Below are 21,822 nucleotides of genomic sequence, written 5' to 3'. Positions count from 1 at the left end.
CCTTTTCCATTTACTAAAATTCAAATTCACCAACCAAAATTCCTTCGCCACCAGAATTTGGCTTATTATTTTGGAAAGTAATCATTTTCTTCACTTGTTTTCCTGAGCTATACATCAAGTAAATCTCTGCCGAAATAGTTGTCGGTCCCGAAATACTCATCTGTCTTTCTCCGAAAAAATTCGTTTCTATTTTATATTTTCCTTTGATCGCTTTTTTTAACATAAATTGTTCTGGTCCGAAGCCTTGCGTTACATCTTCGCTCATTCGCCCTCCAATCGCAGTTGTACGATGTCCGTAGAAACATTTTTCGCCATTTGGATCGGTCACCCACAAATCAATATCCGTCATATCTTTGTTCCAATTCATCACCACACGAATATCAACTGGAAGTTCTGCAATGATATCTTTATTAATTTTTGATAAGTTTAATTCTTTGCGATGAAGCGAAATCAAATTATTAATTTCAGGAACAATAATCTCTGTAATATCGCGATCCCGATTGGCAATTTCTACTGAATAATCATTCGTTAATACTTTATATAAATACTCTAAAGCCGATTGATATTGCTCATTATCTTGCAACGCCAACGCATAATCTCGATAACTTTGCGCATCAAAAGGTCGCCAATCTAAGACTTTTTTCGTGATAAATAATTCGGTTTGATATTCCTCAATTTCTTTCAATTTGTATGCTAACATTTTATACAACTCGGCATCTTCCAATCCTAAATCTGCAATCGAGCTTAAAATTTTAAGACCAGTTTCTCTTTCTTTTTTCTGAAAGAAAAATGTTGCCACATCAAAATAATACGCAGGCGTTTCGGCATAATCTTTTCTCAAATCTAAATAAGTTTGATATGGATTTTTAGACGCTTCTATCAACTTCATGTATCCTTTATCCGATTTTACATTGACTATTTTAATTTCTGGAACCGAAGCAGATGATTCATCCTTCATTTTTTTATCAACAGAATTACTCAAACTTGACGCTCCTCTAATTCTCATATTAGATGTTGTAGTTGGACTTCCTTCAGTTCTAACTTCCATTGCAGCCATAGCTCTTGGTTCTGGCATTACCATATTCACTTGCGCAGTCTCTTCTAAATAAGTTGTAGAATCCGCAACAGGTTTTGGATATTTCGGTTTTACATATTTAAAATCTTTCTTCCACCACTCTTTCAATTCCTTTGCTTTCGCAATTGCATTTTTCAACAAATCAGCTTTTCGAGTTTCTTTTTGTTCAAAACCTTGTTTCGATAATTTATTAAATTCACTTTGCAATTCCGCTGGTGGATTGATTTTATACTTTACATAATCCGAAACATTTTCCAAAACAATTAAACTTGTATTCGATGTTACAATCGAAAATTGTTTCCCAATTTCTTCTATCTCTGTTTTATTTTGCTCTGGATTCAATTCCAAATAATTCACTTTACTTTGCGCCCAAATTTTACTAATTTCAAGATTTTGAGTTGATTTACTCAAATCCAATTCTTTGTTGAATTCCACTTTTCCATTTCGTCCAAACATCATCGTTAATTTTGCATTTGGATACTGAGAAATTCCCGCAATCGAAATTCCATTACTCACATAATTTGTCGAAATTGGGTAAACTTCTCCTGCTGTATTGTTGATAATTCCTAAGAATTGAACCGAACTTTCATTGATTTGTTTGAACGCATTTTCTACAGAATTTTCATTAAGATTGATGAATTTTCCACCAGCTTTTTGCGCAATCATTTTCAAAACACCATAATTAGAAGTCGGCGAAGACGCAATCGTATAAAAAGGTTTATCTATGTTAAAAATATTCGAGCCAAAAGACGAAATCCCGTCCGAAAACAATAGATATTCGTCTGCTTTCAGATTTGTTGGAAGAATTTTTGCATAATTTGTTCCTCCATCATATGTCACATTTTCCAAATATTTTTTCAATTCAGACCAATCACCATTTTTAATTTGAAACAATCTCGATTTTTCCAAAGAAATATTCAACAACGAAACTTCAATATTTAGATTTTTTTGTTGAGAAATAATTTTATCTAAAAATTCTAATTCTTTTTGATGATTTCGTTTCAAACCACTTAACGAATTATCCCAAATTATTCCGATATTTTTCGACCAAACTTTAGGTTGAGATTTTGCATCAACCAATAAATTCGCATAAAAATAAACCGAACCATCTACATTTTTCTGAACAAAAGATTCTACATTATTCGGAGATTTTGGAAGATTAATAATTAATGATTTTTTAGGTGTAAAATCTGTTTTCGACAAATTTGCTTCATATATATTACTATTTTCAGAAAAATTGAACGAACCATCTGGCGTTTCTACCAATTGTGGTTTTCCAGCAGCATTGAACACTTTTGTTGTCAAATTAAACTTCGCAATCTTCTTCGAAGAATCTAAAGGCAAATGATATTGATATGAAGATTTATCCAATTTTAATTCTTGGTAATACGACAACTGAATCGTACGCGAACCTTTTGCTGGAATCGGAGAAATACGAGTTCGGAAATTATTTCCTTCTACTTTTTCGATGATTCCGGGATCGATATTTTGCTTCTGAATACTTTCGAAAACCTCAACCGCACGCGCTTTTGTAACGGGAACTGCATTTCGCAATTTTCCATTAATATCAATTGCATATCCACTAACAGTCGTGTTTTCGGGCAAAGGGAAAACTAAATTCCCTTCGAGATTTCGACTTGACGAATTCGTAAAAACTAAAGTTGTTGTCGTTTTGGCTAAATTTCCAAAAATCTCAACTTGTACATCCATCGATTGCAAACTCACAGAATTTTCGTCTGGGCGTTCACCGATTTCGATACGCGGAAATCCGATTCGAATATCTTGCGCATTTATTTTTGTAGAAAAAAACATTCCAACAAAAACGAAGAAAAAAGAAAATAACTTTTTCATATTGTTTGATTTGTAAGTTAGATGCAACAAATTACAAAAAGGTTGGTTGATGTGAAAAAGTTTTAAGTGTTGAGTTGTTAGTTATAAGTTTATTTTAGATTTCCCCTTTTGTTGGAATGACATTTACTTGATTTTAGAATTGAATATTTTTTACAAAAATTAGAAATAAATCATTATATTTGATTGAATTACAATTTATAATAAAATGAAAAACATATTATATATAACGGGATTAGTTTTAATATTAACTTCAATTTTATTAATCTTAGAATTTTCTGATTCTAATAGAATGAGCTTAATTGCAGGAATGATTTTGCCAATAGGATTAGCGTTTAACATTTTAGGTTTTACTTTAAAAACTAATCCACTAAAAGAATAAATTTAATATTCTGCCATAAATATTAAATCGAAAAGCCAATTGCTCTTAGAAACAATTGGCTTTTTGATTTACTTTTTTATATCTATTTTCTCTCGCTCTTTATCTTCACTCACTTTGTAAGCTTTCAAGACTTCGCGAACAATCTTGTGTCGAACAACATCTTTATCATCCAAATAAATAAATCCGATATCTTTTACATCTTTCAATATATTAATCGCTTCACGTAAACCAGATTTTTGTTTTGGTGGTAAATCGACCTGACCAGGATCTCCTGTGATAATAAATTTAGAATTTTTTCCCATACGCGTCAAAAACATTTTCATCTGGGCATACGTTGTATTTTGTGCTTCATCAAGAATTACAAAAGCTCCGTCCAACGTTCGACCACGCATAAATGCTAAAGGCGCAACTTCTATCACTCCTTTTTCTGTATAAGACGAAAGCTTCTCGAACGGAATCATATCTTTCAACGCATCGTACAAAGGTTGTAAATATGGATCTAATTTATCTTTCATATCACCTGGTAAAAAACCTAAATTTTCTCCAGCTTCTACAGCAGGACGCGTCATAATAATTCGGCGAACTTCTTTGTTCTTCAACGCTTGTACCGCCAATGCAACAGCCGTATAGGTTTTTCCCGTACCAGCAGGTCCAATTGCAAAGACCATATCTTTGTTGTAAACAGTTTGTACCAGCTTTTGTTGATTAGGCGTTTGAGGTTTGATGATTTTACCATTTACACCGTGTACAATAATTTCGTCTTCTTTTTTCATTTGAAGCATTTCATTATTATCTTCGGTCATAATGATTTCGAGTTCGCGATCAGATAGTCGATTGTATTTGTGAATATGCTGAATTACTCTTTGCATTTTTTGGTCAAATACTTTCAGAACATCTTCATTTCCAAATACTGTCAACTCTCTTCCGCGAGCAACAATCTTTAATTTTGGATAATATTCTTTGATTCTTTTTAGATGTTCATTATTAGCACCATAAAAATCTTGAGCATTAATTTCGGCTAATTCAATATTAATTTCTGTCAAATGAGATTGTTTTTTTGGTTCACTTACACAAAAATAAAGAATAATAAACAATATATTTGCTAATTATTAGAGAATAGTGGCAATTATTACATTAACATCGGATTTTGGAGTCAAAGATTACTTTGTTTCTAGCGTTAAAGGCGCAATTCTAAAGGAATTGGCCGATGTTACAATTGTAGATATTTCGCATCATGTTAATCCTTATGATTTATCTGAAGCTGCCTATATCATTCGTAATTCTTACGAAGAATTTCCTGAAGGAACTATACATATTATTGGGATTAATGCCTTAAGTACGCCTTATCAAAAGCCAATTTGTGCATTAATCAATCATCATTATTTTATTTGTGCAGATAATGGAATTTTATCCTTGATTTGTCAAAAAAATCAACCAGAAGAAATTTACGAAATCACTGCTTATCCAGAAGGAATAGACAGTCTATTTCCAATGAAAAATTGTTTTGTGCCAGTTGCATGTCACTTGGCGCGTGGCGGAGTTCCGGCTCTTTTAGGGAACAAACGTACAGAAATGAAACAATTGAATGAGTTGAAACCAATTTATCGCGATGATAAATATATCATAGGAAATGTGATTTATATTGATCATTTTGGGAATGTTGTAAGTAATATTTCAAAAGATTTTTTCGATGAAATTGCACAAGACAGAAAATATAAAATTTTGCTTCGTCAAAAAGATTTCTCGATGACCGATATTACTGTTATTTATGAGCATTACAACGAAGTTGTACAAGATTTTAACAAAGAAGTGCAAGCTTTTGGGCGAACATTGTGTTTGTTTAATTCGGCAGGATTCTTAGAAGTTACTTTATACAAAAGTAATCCAACGATATCAGGAGGTGCGAATCAGTTAATGGGATTGAAGAAAAACGATACAATTACAATTGAATTTGAAAATTAACGCTGAGAAAATTTAGTATTAGAGAGTTTACAATAACTATATGACTTATAATTATTTAATATACAAAGCAATACACGTTATCTTCGTGGTAAGTTACTTTGCTGGTTTATTTTACATTGTTCGTTTAATGATTTATCATACAGAAACGCAACAAATGGAAGAACCAAAAAAATCAATTTTGCAGGATCAATATACCTACATGGAGAAAAAATTATGGAATGTAATTACCGCTCCTGCTTTGGTTATTTTGATTACAATGGGATTGAATATGCTTTACAAAAATCAAGGTTTGCTGCATATGCCTTGGATGAAAAGTAAATTGGGAATGATAAGTGTTTTATTAATTTATCATTTTTGGTGCTGGCGAACGTTGAAACAAATTCAAAATAAAGTTTTCAAATACACTTCTGTTCAACTGCGAATGATGAACGAATTGGCAACAATTTTATTATTTGTTATCGTGTTTGCTGTGATTCAAAAAACAGATTTTGGTCGAGATTGGTATTGGTCAATTGTCAGTTTCTTTGGTTGTGGTATACTACTTATGCTTATTGTACGTTTAATTAATCGTAATAATAAAAAATAACATGTGGACGATCTTCAAAAAAGAGTTTTCCAATTTTTATTTAGGCTTCACCGCCTATTTAGCAACCGCGACATTTGTTATCGTTTCGGTTTTGTTCCTTTGGTTTTTTGATAACGAATTCAATGTTTTCAATACGGGAAATGCAACTTTAAATAGTTTTTTCTTTGTCGGACCTTGGATTTTTCTATTCATGATTCCAGCTTTAACGATGAAATTAATCGCGGAAGAGCAAGCAAACGGCACATTATTGTGGTTATTTACACTACCTATAAAAAATAACCAAATTATTTGGGGCAAATATTTAGCAGTCGTTTCAGTTGTCGTTTTTTGTCTGCTTTCAACTTTCTTGTTCATCATTACGTTGCAAGAATTTTTGATGCCTGAACAAGAATTAGATTACGGAACAATTTTTTCTGGCTATTTAGGACTTTTCTTTTTAGGAAACTTATTCGCCGCAATTGGTTTATTTACCTCTTCTATTACCAAGAATCAAGTAATGGCTTATGTTTTGGCGGTTTTCTTTTGCTTCATTATTTTTTATGGATTCGAAAGTTTAGCGTCTTATAATTTACTTGGTTCGATGGATTTCTATGTTCAAAAAATTGGAAGTTTTACACATTACAACCAGTTTTTGAAAGGAATTATTGACACACGAGATTTACTTTACTTTTTGATTTTGATTGGAATTTTAAATCAAATTTCAATCGTTAATCTTGAAAATAAAAAATAGTGCCATGAAAAAATTAAACAAAAAACATCTAATTACTTTCATCGCATTTATCGCGCTTTTTATCATCGCTCAATTTGTTTACACACGAATTGACATGACGAAAGACAAACGTTTTACGTTAACTTCTACAACAGAAAAGTTAGTAGAAAATGTAAAACAACCGCTTAAAATTGAAATTCTTTTGGGTGGAGATTTAACGGGCGATTACAGAATTTTGAAAAACGAAATTCAGTTTTTATTAGACGAACTTCGCGAAAAAAATAGCAATATTTCTTATTCTTTTATTGATCCTGTCGATTTAGGACAAGCCGAATTAGAGCAAAATAAATTGACTCCAGTTCCGATTAAAACCGACAAAGGAATTTTGAATGTTTATCCGTACGCAAAATTAACTTACGGCGACAAATCGACTTATATGGAGGTTTTGGTCAATGACCCTTCTACTCCATTTGATAAATTAGCGTTGGCTTCAACAGAAAAATTAGAATATTTATTTGCCGAAAAAATTCAGAAAGCAACCAATTTTGAGCGCAAAAGAGTTGGTTTTATCGTTCATCATGACGAATTACCAGAAGCTAATATTCAAGGATTAGGTTCTGCTTTGTCAGAAAAATATGATGTTGAGATCTACCTTAATCCAATTGCAAACAAATCGTTTACTTTACAACCTTCTGATTTGGATAGTTTGAAACGTTTTGATGCGTTAATTATCGCAAAACCTACATTACCTTTTTCTGATATGGATAAATTGGTTTTGGATCAATATATCATGAATGGTGGAAAAATGATGATGGCTGTGGAAACTGTCGATGCTGAAATGGATTCTATTTTCCGAAGTGGAAAAATCGTTGCTTTTCCAAGAGATTTGAAGTTAAATGATTTCTTATTCAATTATGGTGTTCGCATTCATCCGGCTGTTATAAAGGATATGAATGGGGCGCAAATTGTTTTGGCTGATGGTGAAACGGCAGGAAATACAAGTTACAATTATTACAATTGGCCTTATTTTGAGTTAGGAATTAAAGGAGAAGAAAACCCAATTACAAGTTCAATCGATCCTGTTTTATTCCAATTTGCAAATCCAATCGAATTACTAAAAAATCCAAATATTAAGCAAACGGTTTTATTGAGTTCTTCTGAACAATCAAGTTTGAAACCTGCTTTAAATTATATTCAATTAAACGAAGTTGAAATCGAGAATCCTGAAGAATATAAAATGGGAAAAATTCCGATGGCAGTTTTGTTAGAAGGTAATTTCAATTCGGCTTATGCTTCGCGTTACGAACGTAAAGAATTTCCGAATTTCAAACCGAAAACTACTGACGGAAAAATGATCGTTATTTCGGACGGAGATGTTTTGAAAAATGCTTTGTGGAGAGGAATTCCGATGCAATTAGGAGAAAATAAATTTTCGGTTCGTCCAGATAATCCAGACGGAAAACCGAAAACATACGCCAACCAAACATTTGTAATGAATGCGATGGATTATTTATTAGGTGATTCTGATTTCTTGGCTCTACGTAATCGTAAATTAGAGATTCCTTTGTTGAGCGAAACAACTGTTTTACAAGAAAAATCTACTTGGCAAATGATTAATCTACTTGTTCCAACTGCTATTATTGCTTTATTAGCTGGAATTGGATTTTGGATTAGAAAGAAAAGATATTCTTAAAAAAACGAATTTCGAAGCTCGAGTTTAGAAATTAATAAAATGCAATAGGGATTGAAGTGGAAATCCTTTTTTGATAACTAAACGAAGTCGAAGTTTGAGAAAAAGATTGCAACGAAAAGCCCGCCCGAAGGGATTGCCCAAAATTAAAAAAACCTCAAGTAAATAACTTGAGTTTTTTTTAGTTTTAAATAAAAGAATTACCTATTTTTAATTCACACTAATATGAATTAAAATTTAATGAACAATCTATATAAATTTATTTTAACCTTATTACTAACCTTTACAATTCCTATTTTATTATATAGTCAAATTCACGTAAAAGAAACTTCTACTGGAAATGGCTCTGGAGCTAATTGGAATAATGCTATCTCATATGAAAATTTAACTAATAACATAAATTCAATAACTAATAGAAATACAAACATTTCAATAAAATTATATCAAGGTAATTTCTCTGCTAGGAATGTTATTGATTTTCGCGGTTTTTTTAAAGTTGAAATAACAGGTGGTTATATATATGAAATTGATCCAGAAACAGGTGGTTGGTTAGAAAGAACTGGTAATGAAACAACATCGGTTATTAATGGTCAAAATGCAACAAAGCTGTTTAAGTTTGAAAATAATTTAGAAGTAACATTAAAAAATTTCACTTCTAAAAATGCTAATTCTACATCATTAACAGAAAAAGGTTCTTCTGCTTCTTTTATTAATTCTCCTAATCTAACATTGAATTTAGAAAATATTATTTTTGCAGAAAACAATTTATCTAATACAAGCTCAGTTTATATAAATAATATAAATGAAATAAAAACCGATTTTGTCCAATTTAATGACAACAGGGCTATAAACAATTCTACAAATAATGGTAGTGCTTTTTATATAGAAAATGTAAATAAAGTAACTTTAGAAAATACCACTTTTAAAAATAATTCTTCATCTTCAAATGGTGCTGCTTTATATTTGAAAAATCTTGATAATGTAAAAATTGAACAAATTGTTGGTAATAATACTTCGAGTACTGATGTTTATAATTTTGAAAATAATATAAGTTTAGAAAATGGTGGAGCTATCTATAATAATAATAGTAATCTAACTTTAACTGCTATTTATTTCAAAGAAAATGAAAGTAGAAAAAATGGTGGAGCTATTTATAGCACACCAAACTCTAAAAACTATCTAAATAGAATTCATTTCATTGGAAATAAAGCAATAATTGGTGGAGCTATTTATAATGAAAGTAATTCAGATTTTAAAATTATTAGCTCTTTATTCTATAATAACAGAGCGTCTAATTATGCTGGTGCTATATTTAACAAAAAAAATCTTCTGATTACTAATGCAACTATTGTAAATAATTCTAACTCTGCTATCGTATATGCTCAAAATTCTAAAAATATCATCTATAATAGTATTTTCTATATAAATGGGAGAACAGGCAACTTAAATAAAGACATTTCTTCTGAAATATTAAATGATAATTCAGCTACAAATGATATCCAAAATAATATTGTAGAGGATTACTCTACCGCAAATAACATTAGAGGAAATCCTAAATTTGTAAATGACAATTCTGATTTTACTCTACAAATTTCTAGTCCAGCTTTCAATACAGGAAGTGAACGTTTATTTCAACAAATCGCAGGAGGTGCTACTTCTCTTTTTCATGATATTGACAAAAGAAATAGATATTATGGATTATCTGTAGATATGGGTGCTTATGAATTAACTTTTGATATCAATACACTTTTTCCTGATTGTCCAAATATTATATCTCCATATGATAATGAAGAAAATGTTATTTTGAAACCTAGTCTTAAATGGGAAAAAATAAATAATGCTAATCAATATAATTTAATAATTCAAGAAGATAATCAGAGTGATCCAACAATTCAAACTGATGTTTTAGATAATTCCACACCAAGCAATAATACTATTACATTTTCTCAAATAGCAAACGATTTAACACCCAACACTTGGTATAATGTAAAAATACACCCAGAAAATACATTAATAGGAATGAAACGTGAAACTTGTCCTGTTTTTAGATTTAAAACAATGGATGTACCTACCATTCCAAATTGTACAACAGCAACATTACCTGCAAATGGAGAATCAAATGTTTCATTAAATCCGACAATTAAATGGAATAAAATCGCAAATGCCACTTCCTATCAATTAATCATTGGAACATCCCAAAATGGAAATGATATTTTGGAAATAAATTTAGGTAACGTTGATACATATACTATTTCTACTTCATTATCTTATAATATGACTTATTATGTAAGAGTAATAGCAATTAATAATATTGGTCCTGCAATATCTTGTTCTAATATTTCATTTACTACTTTACTACCTCCTGATCCGTGTGAAAAAGTTAAACTATCATTAAAAATTACAAAAAATGAAGTTACAGTAAATGTTACTAATGCTAATCAACCTATTAAATACCGAATAGATAATGGACAATGGACGACATCCAACACATTTACTGATGTTTCTAAAGGCTTACATAAAATCGAAATACAAACTGCTGAAGGTTGTATTAAAGAGATATTATTTGAAATCCCCAATTTTTATAATTTCATCTCGCCAAACAATGATGGAAAAAATGACGAAATTGATTTTTCATTCCTTAAATTAAAAGAAAAATCTTCTGTTTTAATCGTTGATCGTTTCGGAAAAACTGTATTCAAAGACAATGGAGAAAATAATTTTATTTGGAAAGGAAAACAAGCCAACGGAATGAACTTACCAACAGATACTTATTGGTATTATTTAGAATGGAATGAACTAAATTCTGAAACAAAAAACAAATTACAAGGCTGGATTTTACTCAAAAATAAATAACAAAAAAAACCTCTCAAATTCTGAGAGGTTTTTATATGTAAAGTTGTGACGATTTTACTCTAAGTGCATAAACGCTTTTTTACTCAAAAGGCGCTCTTCGCTTTCTACGTGGTTATCATCAGGCACACAACAATCCACCGGACAAACTGCCGCACATTGTGGTTCTTCGTGGAAACCTTTACATTCAGTACATTTATCGGGAACAATGTAATAAACCTCATCACTCACAGGATCTTGCACCGCATCAGCGTCAAAAGTTGCGCCGTCTACGTTTACAATTGTTCCGCTAAGAGAAGTTCCATCAGAATATTTCCAATCTACCGCAGCTTCATAAATCGCGTTATTTGGACATTCTGGCTCACAAGCTCCACAATTTATACATTCATCTGTAATAATTATAGCCATTGTATCTGTTTTTTTATTTCCTACATTTGCAACTACAAAATTACATTTAATTTTCAGAAAAAATGACATTTGAACAAAGGATTTCAGCATTTAACGAATTGGGGCAGTTTTTTAATTTTATTATAAATAATGATTCGATTAAAGACACAGAACTGACAGAAAAATTCGAGAATTGGAAAGAAGAAGCTGAATATGCAGTGAGCGATGCAGAAGCCTACAACAATTGGTTTACAAAAGATAATATTACGTTAGCCTTGAAAAGTTGGGCAGAAGCTTTAACGGAAGAAAATTTATTGGCTTGGTCGAAAGATTATCCTTTTGCTGAAACGCAAAAAAATGTCGGAATTATCATGGCTGGGAATTTACCTTTGGTTGGTTTTCATGATTTACTTTCTGTTGTTATTTCTGGAAATAATTCGTTGATTAAAACTTCGTCTAAAGATGATAAATTAATCAAATTAGCGATAAAATATTTGTATTCGATTGATGAAAATTTCAAATCGATTATTCAAACTGTTGAACGATTAGAAAATTTTGATGCAGTTATTGCAACTGGAAGTAATAATACGGCACGCTATTTTGAACAATATTTTGGTAAAGTTCCTAACATTATTCGTAAAAATAGAACTTCAGTTGCTGTATTAAATGGTTCGGAAACTGATGAAGAGTTGAAAAAATTGGGTAACGACATATTTATTTATTTTGGATTAGGTTGCCGAAATGTGACGAAACTTTATGTAAAAGATGAAGCGCAATTACCAAAAATATTCGAAGCTATTTTTTCATGGGGCGATGTGATTAATCATCCTAAATATGCAAATAATTACGATTACAATCGTGCAATATTTTTGTTAGGAAAAGATGAATTTTTAGACAATAATTTTGTTCTAATGAAAAAAGATACAGCTTTACATTCTCCTATTGCAGTTGTAAATTTTGAAGTTTATGAAGATGTGAATGATGTAAAAAATTATTTGATCGAAAATGAGAATCAAATACAATGCGTGGTTGGAAACGATATGAAAGACAATTCGAATTATGTTGAATTTGGGCAAACTCAATTTCCGAAATTAACTGATTATGCCGATAATATTGATACGCTGAAATTTTTGGCGGAGTTATAAATATTAGAAAGCTAAAATTTATACTTATTAAAAACAATTAATATGTCTTGTTGAACTCGTTTCAACATCACAGTCAAATTATAAATAAACAAAAAGAGAATCCTAAGGATTCTCTTTTTGTTTATTTATTAAAATGTCGCTGCTCCTGCAGTTTCATTTTCTAATTTTCGATTGATACTTGTTTTCTTACCTGTAGCAAAATCAAAACTCAAACCAACGACAAACATCGATTTGTTGTTCCAAATTTTTCCTACACGAGAATAATCCACATATTGTTTATCCATCGTTTTTTGCTTGTAAGTCGACGGCATTCCAATCCAATACATTCCAGTAGAAAAAGTCCAATTATTGTATTTATAACTTGCAAAAGCATGGTTCATGTTTTCTTGTGTGTACAACAAAGCTCCGCCTAATGTGTAATACGGAATATTAAATTGATAATCTACACGAAAGTTTTTGTAAACAGATGATAATGCAAAATAATTTCCGATATAATCATTCTTCAAAATTCTACCATCTTTCGTTTTGAAACGTTCTGTTGCTGGCGCTACATTCACTTTTACAGTTAAAATATCTGTTCCAAAAGGTTTGATAGAACCTGTAATTTGAACACCGTAACGTTGCGAATTTTGAGCATTCTCGTAGGTTAATTTATATCCTTCTACATTTCCATTTATGATATTTTGCAAATACAATTGATTAATTGGATCTTTTGTATAATGATAAAATGCATTTGTATTTAAATCAAAATATTTTGAATTGAAAGAGTAAATCAAATTATTTCCAAACGATTTCTGAATGGTTAAATACGGATTTCCTTCTTGTGTAATGTTTTCTACAACCTGAATCACGTTTTTACTCAATGCCGAATTCCAAGGACTGGTTGGTTTGTATGAACTCGAAAAACGTAAATTTTGATTCTTCGCTAATTCATAACCCAATACTAATTTTGGTGTAAACGTCCACGTATCTGTGTTTGTATCTTCATTCTTGTTATGAACATTCGTTAATCCAACACCCAAACGATATGACAACTTTTTCGCTTTTCCAGAATATTCAGAATAGATATATTGTTCTAAATAATTTACTTTATTATTCGAAGGACCATTTAAGTTTTCTAATTTATTATCAATTGAATTATTCGAAATTCGATAACCAGAATTTAATTTTCCTTTCTCGAAACTATGTGTATACGCTATTTCTCCTACAATTCCTTTTTGATCAGCTTCTAAATTTGTCAAATAATTATATTGTTCAGCACCAGAAATTGTTTCCCATTCGCGCGTTTCGTCAATCGATTTCGTTGTATACATCGATCCAACTACATTTAAACTTAACTCATCTTTCTTTCCTAATTTTCTCGAATAATAAAGATCTAATGTTGGTTTTGAATAATTAGAATTAGAATGTTTATAGGTTGAATGATTGTTTAATAAACTATTTTGATAGAACAAACTTGTTCCATTCGCATAAGCAAAACTCGAACTGATATTCATATCCAACTTTGCTTGAAAAGCATATTTATCCGAATCCGAATTGGTATATCGCAATGCAATTGTTTGATCCGTATATCCAAAATATTCGTTGCGCTGATTTTCTGTTCTGTAATGAATATTATTTAAGTTATAATCATAAATATTCATCGAAGTACGATCTTTATAATCTCTCAGATAAATGTTATACTCTAATCCAAAGTTACTTTTTCCTTTCGTAAAATTCGCATAAGCAGAACCATTTATAAAACCTGTTGTAAACGCCGAAGTGAGATCCGCACCATATACATAACCATTTTCTGGATTACGCGTAATCAAATTCACCACTTGATCTGCACGATTTGCATAACGCGCTGGCGGAATATCAAAATACTCAACACGCACCACATCTTGCGGTTTCACAGCACGAATTTGATTATCTGTTGCCTCAATTCCATTAATCAATAACAAAGTCGTTCCACCTTTTGTACTTTGTATCGTATTCGAAATTGGATCAACTTGTAATTCTGGTAACGTATTTAACAAATCTTTTGCGTAACGCGCTTTTTCCAACGCTTCTTTATCGAAGGTATAAACTGTTTTGTCCGCAAACATTTTTTTGCGTTGCGATTGAACTAAAACTTCTTTTATTTCGATTGGATTATAGTCGGTTGAGTCCTGCTTTTCATCTTGTCCAAAAGCAAAAATTCCTGATAATGTAACAGCAAGTACAAAAAATTTCTTCATGGTTAATTCTTCTATTAAGAGTTAGTGTATATTTATATGACGCATGAAGAACAAATAAGTTACATAAGAATTGCAATTATTTTTGATAACTTTACGCTAAACAAGATTTTTGAGTTTGAAAAAATTATTTCTTTTTATCGCACTTTTTACAAGTTTCAATTTATTATATGCGCAAGAGCAAGCCGAACGTTCGTTGACAGAATATCGTGTCGAAAGTTTTCAAACGCCTTTAGTTACGAAAAAAATGCTATACGATTGGTTAGGAAAATGGGACAATGTTTTGTACACTGAAAACAATCAACCGTTGTTAGTTTGGTCAAATAAAAATATCATTAATGAATCAAATGAAACTTTTACTTTGATTGCATCGAGTGTAGAAAATGATGAAGAAATGTATGGAACTGTTCAGATTTTGACAAGCAAAAAACAAGATGCTTTAGCGAAAGATTCTCCTTTTAGAGAATATTTAAACGAGTTTCTAAAAACCATTTCGAAGAAAGAAAATAAAAACAAAAAGTTTTATAAAGAATATATTAAGGTGATTTATTAAAACTATATCATAAAAAAATCCTTCAAGAAAAACTTGAAGGATTTATATTTTTATAGGAATTAAATTTCTTAATTATTTCGTTTGAAAAAAGAATCGACAAACTCCATTTTATTGAAAGCTTGTAAATCATTGATTCCTTCACCAACACCAATATATTTAACTGGAATCTGAAATTGATCTGAAATCCCAATTACTACTCCTCCTTTTGCTGTTCCATCTAATTTTGTAACCGCTAAAGAAGAAACTTCTGTTGCTTGTGTAAATTGTTTCGCTTGTTCAAAAGCATTTTGACCTGTAGAACCATCTAACACTAATAAAACTTCGTGAGGCGCATCTGGAATTACCTTTTGCATCACACGTTTTATTTTTGTCAACTCATTCATCAAGTTAATTTTGTTATGCAAACGTCCTGCTGTGTCAATCAAAACAACATCTGCATTTTGGGCAACTGCCGACTGAATGGTATCAAATGCAACCGAAGCAGGATCAGAACCCATCGCTTGTTTTACAATTGGTACACCTGCGCGCTCCGACCAAATTACTAATTGATCTACAGCCGCTGCACGAAATGTATCTGCTGCACCAAGAACCACTTTAAGTCCTTGTGATTTGAACTGAGAAGCCAATTTACCAATCGTCGTTGTTTTACCAACTCCATTTACTCCGACCACCATAATAACATATGGTACATCTTTCTTTGGAATCGAAAAACCATTTGTATCTTCGATATTATTTTCGGAAAGTAAGCCTGCAATTTCTTCGCGAAGAATTAAATCTAGCTCAGAAGTCGAAACATATTTATCACGTTCTACACGTTCTTCTATTCGACGAATAATTTTGATCGTTGTTTCAACACCGACATCAGAAGAAATCAATACTTCTTCTAAATCATCTAAAACCTCATCGTCTACTTTAGATTTACCTACTACAGCGCGACTGATTTTATCAAATAGAGAAGTTTTAGATTTTTCTAATCCTTCATCTAATTTTTCTTTGCTTTCTTTACCTAATATCTTTTTGAACCAACTCATTAATAAGCTAAATTTCTTAAAATTTTGTACGAAGATACATAAAATATAAGGAAATAAAAAAGCCGCCCTGAAAACGAGGCAGCTCAATTAACCTTAAATATTTTTTGTTAAGGAGATGATTTGATTATTTCGTGAAGAAAGAATCTGCTTCATCAGCGTTAACTACTTTTTCAACAAATACGTAAGCTCCAGATTTTGGAGATTTTACCATTTTGATAACTTTGGTCATTTTTTTAGACCCAGTTTGTAGGGTTGCTACCGTTTTCTTTGCCATCGTCTAAAATTTTATTATTTAATCTCCTTGTGAATTGTATACTTTTTCAATACTGCGTTGTATTTTTTCAACTCCATACGATCTGGAGTATTTTTTTTGTTTTTAGTTGTGATATAACGAGACATTCCTGGCATACCACTTTCTTTATGCTCTGTACATTCTAAAATAACCTGTACTCTGTTTCCTTTTTTTGCCATGGTGTCTTAAATTATTTGATTAAACCTTCTTTACGTGCACGTTTAACAGCCTCATCAACTCCTAATTTGTTGATTGTTTTTAAACCGTGTGCAGAAACTCTTAATGTAATCCACTCACCAGTTTCTGGCATAAAAAATCTCTTTTTGAACAAATTCACTTCAAAAGTGCGTTTTGTTTTATTATTAGCATGAGAAACATTGTTTCCCACTAATCTCTTCTTACCTGTAATTTGACAAATTTTTGACATCTTATTTTGTATTGTCCTATTTTAAACGGAGTGCAAAGTAACAAATTATATATTACTTATACAACTCTTTAGGTTATTAATTTTATATTTTTTTCTTATTTTGTTTATATAACAACTTCTGCGCAAGAGTATAAGCCAAGATAATTCCCATTACCAACAGCGCTATCCTCGCGATTACATCGCCATATTTTGTATAAAACGTTAATTCACTATTCATTAAAATTGTACCATTTAAGGCACCCTGCTCTCCATATGGTAAAGACTTCATTATATCTCCTCGCTGATTAACGAAAGCCGAAATACCTGAATTTGCAGATCTAACGATAGCGCGTCTATTTTCAATAGCTCTCAAATTACCATATAATAGTAATTGACGATGACCATCGGTAGAGCCCCACCAAGAATCGTTGGTCATTGTGAATATAACATTTGCGCCTTCTCTCACATATTCTGTCGTATAGTCTCCGTAAATAGATTCGTAACATATAACCGGAGCAACAGTAGCGTTGTTTGTTTTATTCTTGAAAACAGAACGATGAGGTTGAATCCCCAACGTTTTTGTTGTGCCGCCAAAGTTAAGCATAAATTCTCCAATAATTGGCATTAAAATGTTTCGATATGGAAAAATTTCTACTCCAGGTACTAATTTACTCTTATGATAAACTTCTATCGAATCGTTTCCACTTATCTGCAAAGCCGAGTTATAAGCGTCGTACCACGTAATTCCATCTCTCATAACAGAAGCCGTTTCCGATGCTAAAGATTGCATTGGATAAATTCGCATGATAGATGCTCCTGTTACAAAATGTAAATCTTTTTTGGTTTTTGTCCATTGCTGAATGTCTTGTATAATTAAATCATCATACATATTATCAAAAATCAAAGCAGATGATCCAGGTACGGCTGTTTCTGGTGCAACAACAAATTGAGTTTTTGGTTTAATATTTTTCAGTGCCAATTGTTTCAATTCTTCATAAATCTGCAAACCATCTTTCATATACTTTTCGTTGTATGGATCAAGATCTGGCTGAAGAACTAACACATCAAGTGCTTTTCCCTTTTCTTCGTAATTCGCATAAATAATATAAGAAATACCAATTGGCACAGCAATTAATAATCCAGCATAAATACCTAATTTGTTTAGATACCTCATTTCTTTCTTATTAATATAAGCCGTCAAATAATAGAATACCGTAATATTAACTAACCAAATCCAAAGTGCACCTCCAAAAGTTCCTGTGTATTCGTACCATTGCACCCATTCGTAATATTTTGCAAAACCATTTCCAAGGTTAAACCAAGGCCAAGTCAACTCCCAATTCAAGGTTAGTTTGTCAAAACTCATCCAAATCGCAGGAAGAAAAACCAATCCATATAAATTACCAGCTTTGGTTTTGACGAAATGATATAACTGAAAAACAATTGACATAAACAACGAATTCGCCACAACGGGAATCAAATAAGCGCTCCACGAATTGTGCAAATCTCCATTCGCGTCCGTTTCTTGTGCATAATGCAACCACCAAATTACAATCGCATTCCAAATAAAGAAAGCTAAAAACGAAAGTCCGAAAATTTTACGTCCTTTTTTCTTGAATTCTGCGCGTTGCGTGATTTGATGTTCTGCCAACATCAAGGGTACAAATCCTATAAATAATAACAATGGAAAACCATGCGATGGCCAACCTGCTGTTAATAATAATCCTGATAAGATTGCGTATGCAATATATTTTTTCATGTCACAAATTTATAATTTCATCATTCAATAACCGATGATATTTGTTTGGAATATTTTATAAATCATTTTGGATGAGAACATGAAACAAGTTCAGGTTGACTTTCCTTGTCATGTTGAACTCGTTTCAATATCTCATTCAGTTTTAATATATAATATGCGTATCGATATAATAATTTGGATTAATTGTTACATCAATCGCTTTTGTAATTGTTGAGTTATTAATTGTTTGCCAATTAGTCGTTGGATTGATGGTTACATCAGAATCTTTCAATCGCAAAGGCATTGCAAATCCATCCACAACATTTGTATAACGATATTCTACTTTATTTCCATTTTGTTTAAGTTCTAAAGTCGGTACTTTCACTGTTCTTAAATATTGATTAAAAAAAGCGTTCAGATTTAAACCAGAAAACTTCGCAATATAATTTTCGATTTGCTCTGTAGTTACAGTTTGATGATAAAATTCTTTGTTTAATCCACGCAACATCTGTCTGAATTTTTCATCATTATTCATCCACGTTCTCAACGTATGAATCATATTTGCACCTTTATAGTACATATCGCCACTACCCTCTTGGTTTACGCCATACACGCCGATAATTGGAATATCATTTTGAATTGCCTTTCTCGTTCCACGCACATATTCGTTTGCCGCATCTTTTCCATGATAAGTTTCTGTGAACAAAGTTTCCGAATAAGCCGTAAACGCTTCGTGAATCCACATATCTGCCACATCTTTTTCGGTAATATTATTTCCGAACCATTCGTGACCAGCTTCATGAACGATGATAAAATCCCATTTTAACCCCCAACCAGAACCTGATAAATCACGACCTAAATAACCATTCTCAAATTTATTTCCGTACGCAATTCCAGATTGATGTTCCATTCCCAAATGCGGTGCTTCAACAATCTTGAAAGAATCTTCGTAAAATGGATAAGGTCCAAACCAATGTTCGAAACTTTTCAACATCAATTTTGCTTGTTCAAACTGCGATTTCGCTTTATCAATATTATAATCTAACACATAATAATCTAAATCCAATTTACCTTTTTCACCTTCAAAAGTATCTTTGAAATTGACATAATGTCCGATATATGGAATAATGTTATAATTATTGATTGGATTGACAACTTTCCATGTAGAAATTGTTTTACCATTTTTCTCTTTTTTAGAAACTAATCGTCCATTACCAACTCCAACTAAATTTTTTGGCGTAATAATTTCCAATTCCATTCCATTATCTGGCTCATCGCCTAAATAATCTTTGTTCGGAAACCAAGCACTTGCGCCCAAACCTTGTACCGCAACAGACATCCAATCGCGACCTTTTTCATCTTTTGCAAAAATCCAACCGCCGTCCCAAGGTGCTCTCACTGCAACACGAGGATTTCCGTTATATTCTAATTCTAATTGATTTGAAGTATTCTTGATAATTTTTCCGACATTAATAAAATAAACATTTCCATCACGTTTGAAATCAGAGATTTTCTTTCCATTCAATTTTACAGCCGAAACCATCATCGGATCTTGTAAATCGATTTGCAATAAATCTGATTGTTGAGGAGCAGTTTTATCAAAGGTAATTGTAGTTTTTCCTTTTATCGATTTTGACTGATAATCTGGCTCTACACTTACTTTATAATGTTTGACATCCCACCAATTTCGGAATTCATTATTCGTCCCGCGAAGCGAATCTTGTCGCGTAAACTCTTGTTTGTTATTAAGTACTTGTGCATTTGTTGTTATCGAGATCAAGCCAAGTAATAGTACTAATTTCTTCATAGTCATTTTTAAAACATATCAAAAATAAGATTATATATTTGATAAATAAGCCAAAAAACTATGATTACAGAAAAATTTAAAGAAAGAATAAATTATTTAAAAAATAATCATTTAATCGTTGAAGCATTGTACGAAATTTTAGATGAATTAAAATTAAAACATAGTGCTTTTACAGGTTTTACGTTTCGAGAAGAAATCGATCCGAAAGGTTTTTTATTGACTGCAGAAGGCGAAGAAAAAACTGGAATTACGATTCGTGTTCCACGCAATATCTTAGATTTTGATTTAGTATTACTTTCTAATGTTTTGATGCACGAAATGGTACATGTTTTTCAGCGTTCGGGTGAAAATCAAATTGAATTGCGAGAAGAACGCGAATGGCAAGCATATACAGAAATGATTTTTCATAAACGATTTCCAAATGTTCCACCATTGACCGATTTTTACATCAAGCAGTTTGGCGAAAAAGCATTGACGTATTACAACAGAATGCCCGATGACATGAAAACGAAATATGCAGATGAAAAAACTGATTTAGAAAAAATTCTGCAAACGATTTACGATAAAGAAAATAAACCAAAAGAAGAACCAAAACCTGAAAATAATACTGAAACAATTTCTTGGCAAGATTTCGAAAAATTAGATATGAGAATTGGTACAATTATCAGTGCAAATAATTTTCCGAAAGCAAGAAATCCTGCTTATCAGTTAGAAATTGATTTTGGTCCGTTAGGAATCAAGAAAAGTTCGGCACAAATTACATCGCTTTATAACAAAGAAGAATTGATTGGAAAACAAATAATGGCTGTGGTTAACTTTCCGAAAAAACAAATTGCCACTTTTATGAGCGAATGTCTCGTGATGGGCGTTTATGGAAATAATAATGATGTTATTCTCTTGAATCCCGAACGAAAAGTAGAAAACGGAAGTAAGATTGGGTAATATTGAGACTAAGACTAAGACTAAGACTGAGGTTAAGGCTGAGATAAAATTTGAGTTTGATTAAAACTGATGAGTAAACAAACTTTTAAAACAATTATTATTTTCTCACAACATAGATTGAGATTGAGACTAAGACTGAGATAAAGTTTGAGTTTAAGTATATAACTTAACGCTGACATTTTATCAACCAATAAACTGACTTT

19 protein-coding genes are annotated in these 21,822 nt (G+C 31.5%); 9 read left to right on the top strand and 10 right to left on the bottom strand.

Annotation, left to right across the window (positions count from 1 at the left end; translation table 11 throughout):
• Window positions 1–13: 13 nt before the first annotated feature.
• Entirely contained in the window at window positions 14–2,926 is a 2,913-nt protein-coding gene (locus HXZ69_RS06295; protein ID WP_286495369.1) for a DUF2135 domain-containing protein, read from the bottom strand.
• Between the two features lie 205 nt (window positions 2,927–3,131).
• Between HXZ69_RS06295 and HXZ69_RS06290 the strand changes: the two genes are divergently transcribed.
• The gene (locus tag HXZ69_RS06290; RefSeq protein ID WP_180905924.1) at window positions 3,132–3,305 is read left to right on the top strand and encodes a hypothetical protein; all 174 of its coding nucleotides are present in this window, start codon (window positions 3,132–3,134) and stop codon (window positions 3,303–3,305) included.
• A 68-nt stretch (window positions 3,306–3,373) separates the two neighbouring features.
• On the opposite strand, the gene HXZ69_RS06285 is transcribed toward HXZ69_RS06290, so the two are convergent.
• Entirely contained in the window at window positions 3,374–4,348 is a 975-nt protein-coding gene (locus HXZ69_RS06285) for a PhoH family protein (RefSeq protein WP_038337083.1), read from the bottom strand.
• Window positions 4,349–4,424: 76 nt separating this feature from the next.
• Here HXZ69_RS06285 and HXZ69_RS06280 point away from each other — a divergent pair, with 76 nt between their 5' ends.
• From HXZ69_RS06280 to HXZ69_RS06260, 5 genes are all read left to right on the top strand, one after another.
• Complete coding sequence (locus tag HXZ69_RS06280; protein WP_135835240.1) at window positions 4,425–5,267, top strand: SAM hydrolase/SAM-dependent halogenase family protein; 843 nt, start codon at window positions 4,425–4,427, stop codon at window positions 5,265–5,267.
• A gap of 40 nt (window positions 5,268–5,307) precedes the next feature.
• Window positions 5,308–5,853 (top strand): CopD family protein, encoded by a 546-nt coding sequence (locus HXZ69_RS06275; protein ID WP_038337072.1) that lies wholly within the window; start codon window positions 5,308–5,310, stop codon window positions 5,851–5,853.
• A gap of 1 nt (window position 5,854) precedes the next feature.
• Window positions 5,855–6,583 (top strand): ABC transporter permease subunit, encoded by a 729-nt coding sequence (locus HXZ69_RS06270; RefSeq protein WP_180905923.1) that lies wholly within the window; start codon window positions 5,855–5,857, stop codon window positions 6,581–6,583.
• Window positions 6,584–6,587: 4 nt separating this feature from the next.
• Complete coding sequence (gene gldG, locus HXZ69_RS06265; RefSeq protein WP_244958008.1) at window positions 6,588–8,255, top strand: gliding motility-associated ABC transporter substrate-binding protein GldG; 1,668 nt, start codon at window positions 6,588–6,590, stop codon at window positions 8,253–8,255.
• 237 nt (window positions 8,256–8,492) lie between these two features.
• Window positions 8,493–11,105, top strand: a complete 2,613-nt coding sequence (locus HXZ69_RS06260; protein ID WP_286495368.1) for a T9SS type B sorting domain-containing protein — start codon at window positions 8,493–8,495, stop codon at window positions 11,103–11,105.
• Between the two features lie 54 nt (window positions 11,106–11,159).
• Here the strand turns inward: HXZ69_RS06260 and HXZ69_RS06255 are convergent, their stop codons facing one another.
• Window positions 11,160–11,510 carry a 4Fe-4S dicluster domain-containing protein gene (locus HXZ69_RS06255; RefSeq protein WP_114999046.1) on the bottom strand — a complete coding sequence of 117 codons (351 nt, stop codon included), beginning with the start codon at window positions 11,508–11,510 and terminating at the stop codon, window positions 11,160–11,162.
• Window positions 11,511–11,572: 62 nt separating this feature from the next.
• Here HXZ69_RS06255 and HXZ69_RS06250 point away from each other — a divergent pair, with 62 nt between their 5' ends.
• Window positions 11,573–12,634, top strand: coding sequence for an acyl-CoA reductase (locus tag HXZ69_RS06250; protein WP_286495367.1), 1,062 nt, complete (start codon window positions 11,573–11,575; stop codon window positions 12,632–12,634).
• Window positions 12,635–12,762: 128 nt separating this feature from the next.
• Here HXZ69_RS06250 and HXZ69_RS06245 read toward each other — a convergent pair whose 3' ends face one another.
• Window positions 12,763–14,853, bottom strand: a complete 2,091-nt coding sequence (locus tag HXZ69_RS06245; protein ID WP_286495366.1) for an outer membrane beta-barrel protein — start codon at window positions 14,851–14,853, stop codon at window positions 12,763–12,765.
• A 115-nt stretch (window positions 14,854–14,968) separates the two neighbouring features.
• Between HXZ69_RS06245 and HXZ69_RS06240 the strand changes: the two genes are divergently transcribed.
• Entirely contained in the window at window positions 14,969–15,403 is a 435-nt protein-coding gene (locus tag HXZ69_RS06240) for a hypothetical protein (RefSeq protein ID WP_147279960.1), read from the top strand.
• A 68-nt stretch (window positions 15,404–15,471) separates the two neighbouring features.
• On the opposite strand, the gene ftsY is transcribed toward HXZ69_RS06240, so the two are convergent.
• From ftsY to HXZ69_RS06210, 6 genes are all read right to left on the bottom strand, one after another.
• On the bottom strand, window positions 15,472–16,434 hold the full coding sequence (ftsY, locus tag HXZ69_RS06235; protein WP_114999036.1) for a signal recognition particle-docking protein FtsY: 963 nt from the start codon (window positions 16,432–16,434) through the stop codon (window positions 15,472–15,474).
• A gap of 124 nt (window positions 16,435–16,558) precedes the next feature.
• Window positions 16,559–16,708 (bottom strand): DUF4295 domain-containing protein, encoded by a 150-nt coding sequence (locus HXZ69_RS06230; RefSeq protein ID WP_084106961.1) that lies wholly within the window; start codon window positions 16,706–16,708, stop codon window positions 16,559–16,561.
• 14 nt (window positions 16,709–16,722) lie between these two features.
• A complete protein-coding gene (rpmG, locus tag HXZ69_RS06225) occupies window positions 16,723–16,905 on the bottom strand; it encodes a 50S ribosomal protein L33 (protein WP_286495365.1) in 183 nt (60 codons plus the stop codon).
• 11 nt (window positions 16,906–16,916) lie between these two features.
• The gene (rpmB, locus tag HXZ69_RS06220) at window positions 16,917–17,153 is read right to left on the bottom strand and encodes a 50S ribosomal protein L28 (protein WP_038337064.1); all 237 of its coding nucleotides are present in this window, start codon (window positions 17,151–17,153) and stop codon (window positions 16,917–16,919) included.
• Between the two features lie 82 nt (window positions 17,154–17,235).
• Window positions 17,236–18,891, bottom strand: coding sequence for an apolipoprotein N-acyltransferase (gene lnt, locus HXZ69_RS06215; RefSeq protein WP_221853927.1), 1,656 nt, complete (start codon window positions 18,889–18,891; stop codon window positions 17,236–17,238).
• A 142-nt stretch (window positions 18,892–19,033) separates the two neighbouring features.
• Window positions 19,034–20,677 (bottom strand): M1 family metallopeptidase, encoded by a 1,644-nt coding sequence (locus HXZ69_RS06210; protein WP_286495364.1) that lies wholly within the window; start codon window positions 20,675–20,677, stop codon window positions 19,034–19,036.
• A gap of 615 nt (window positions 20,678–21,292) precedes the next feature.
• Between HXZ69_RS06210 and HXZ69_RS06205 the strand changes: the two genes are divergently transcribed.
• Complete coding sequence (locus HXZ69_RS06205) at window positions 21,293–21,619, top strand: tRNA-binding protein (RefSeq protein WP_286495374.1); 327 nt, start codon at window positions 21,293–21,295, stop codon at window positions 21,617–21,619.
• The last annotated feature ends 203 nt before the right edge of the window (window positions 21,620–21,822 follow it).

The sequence above is a fragment of the Empedobacter sp. R132-2 genome (assembly GCF_030324375.1).
Taxonomy (GTDB): Bacteria; Bacteroidota; Bacteroidia; order Flavobacteriales; family Weeksellaceae; genus Empedobacter; species Empedobacter falsenii_B.
Note: the sequence above shows the minus strand (reverse complement) of the source record. Positions and strands in the feature narration are given on the sequence as shown.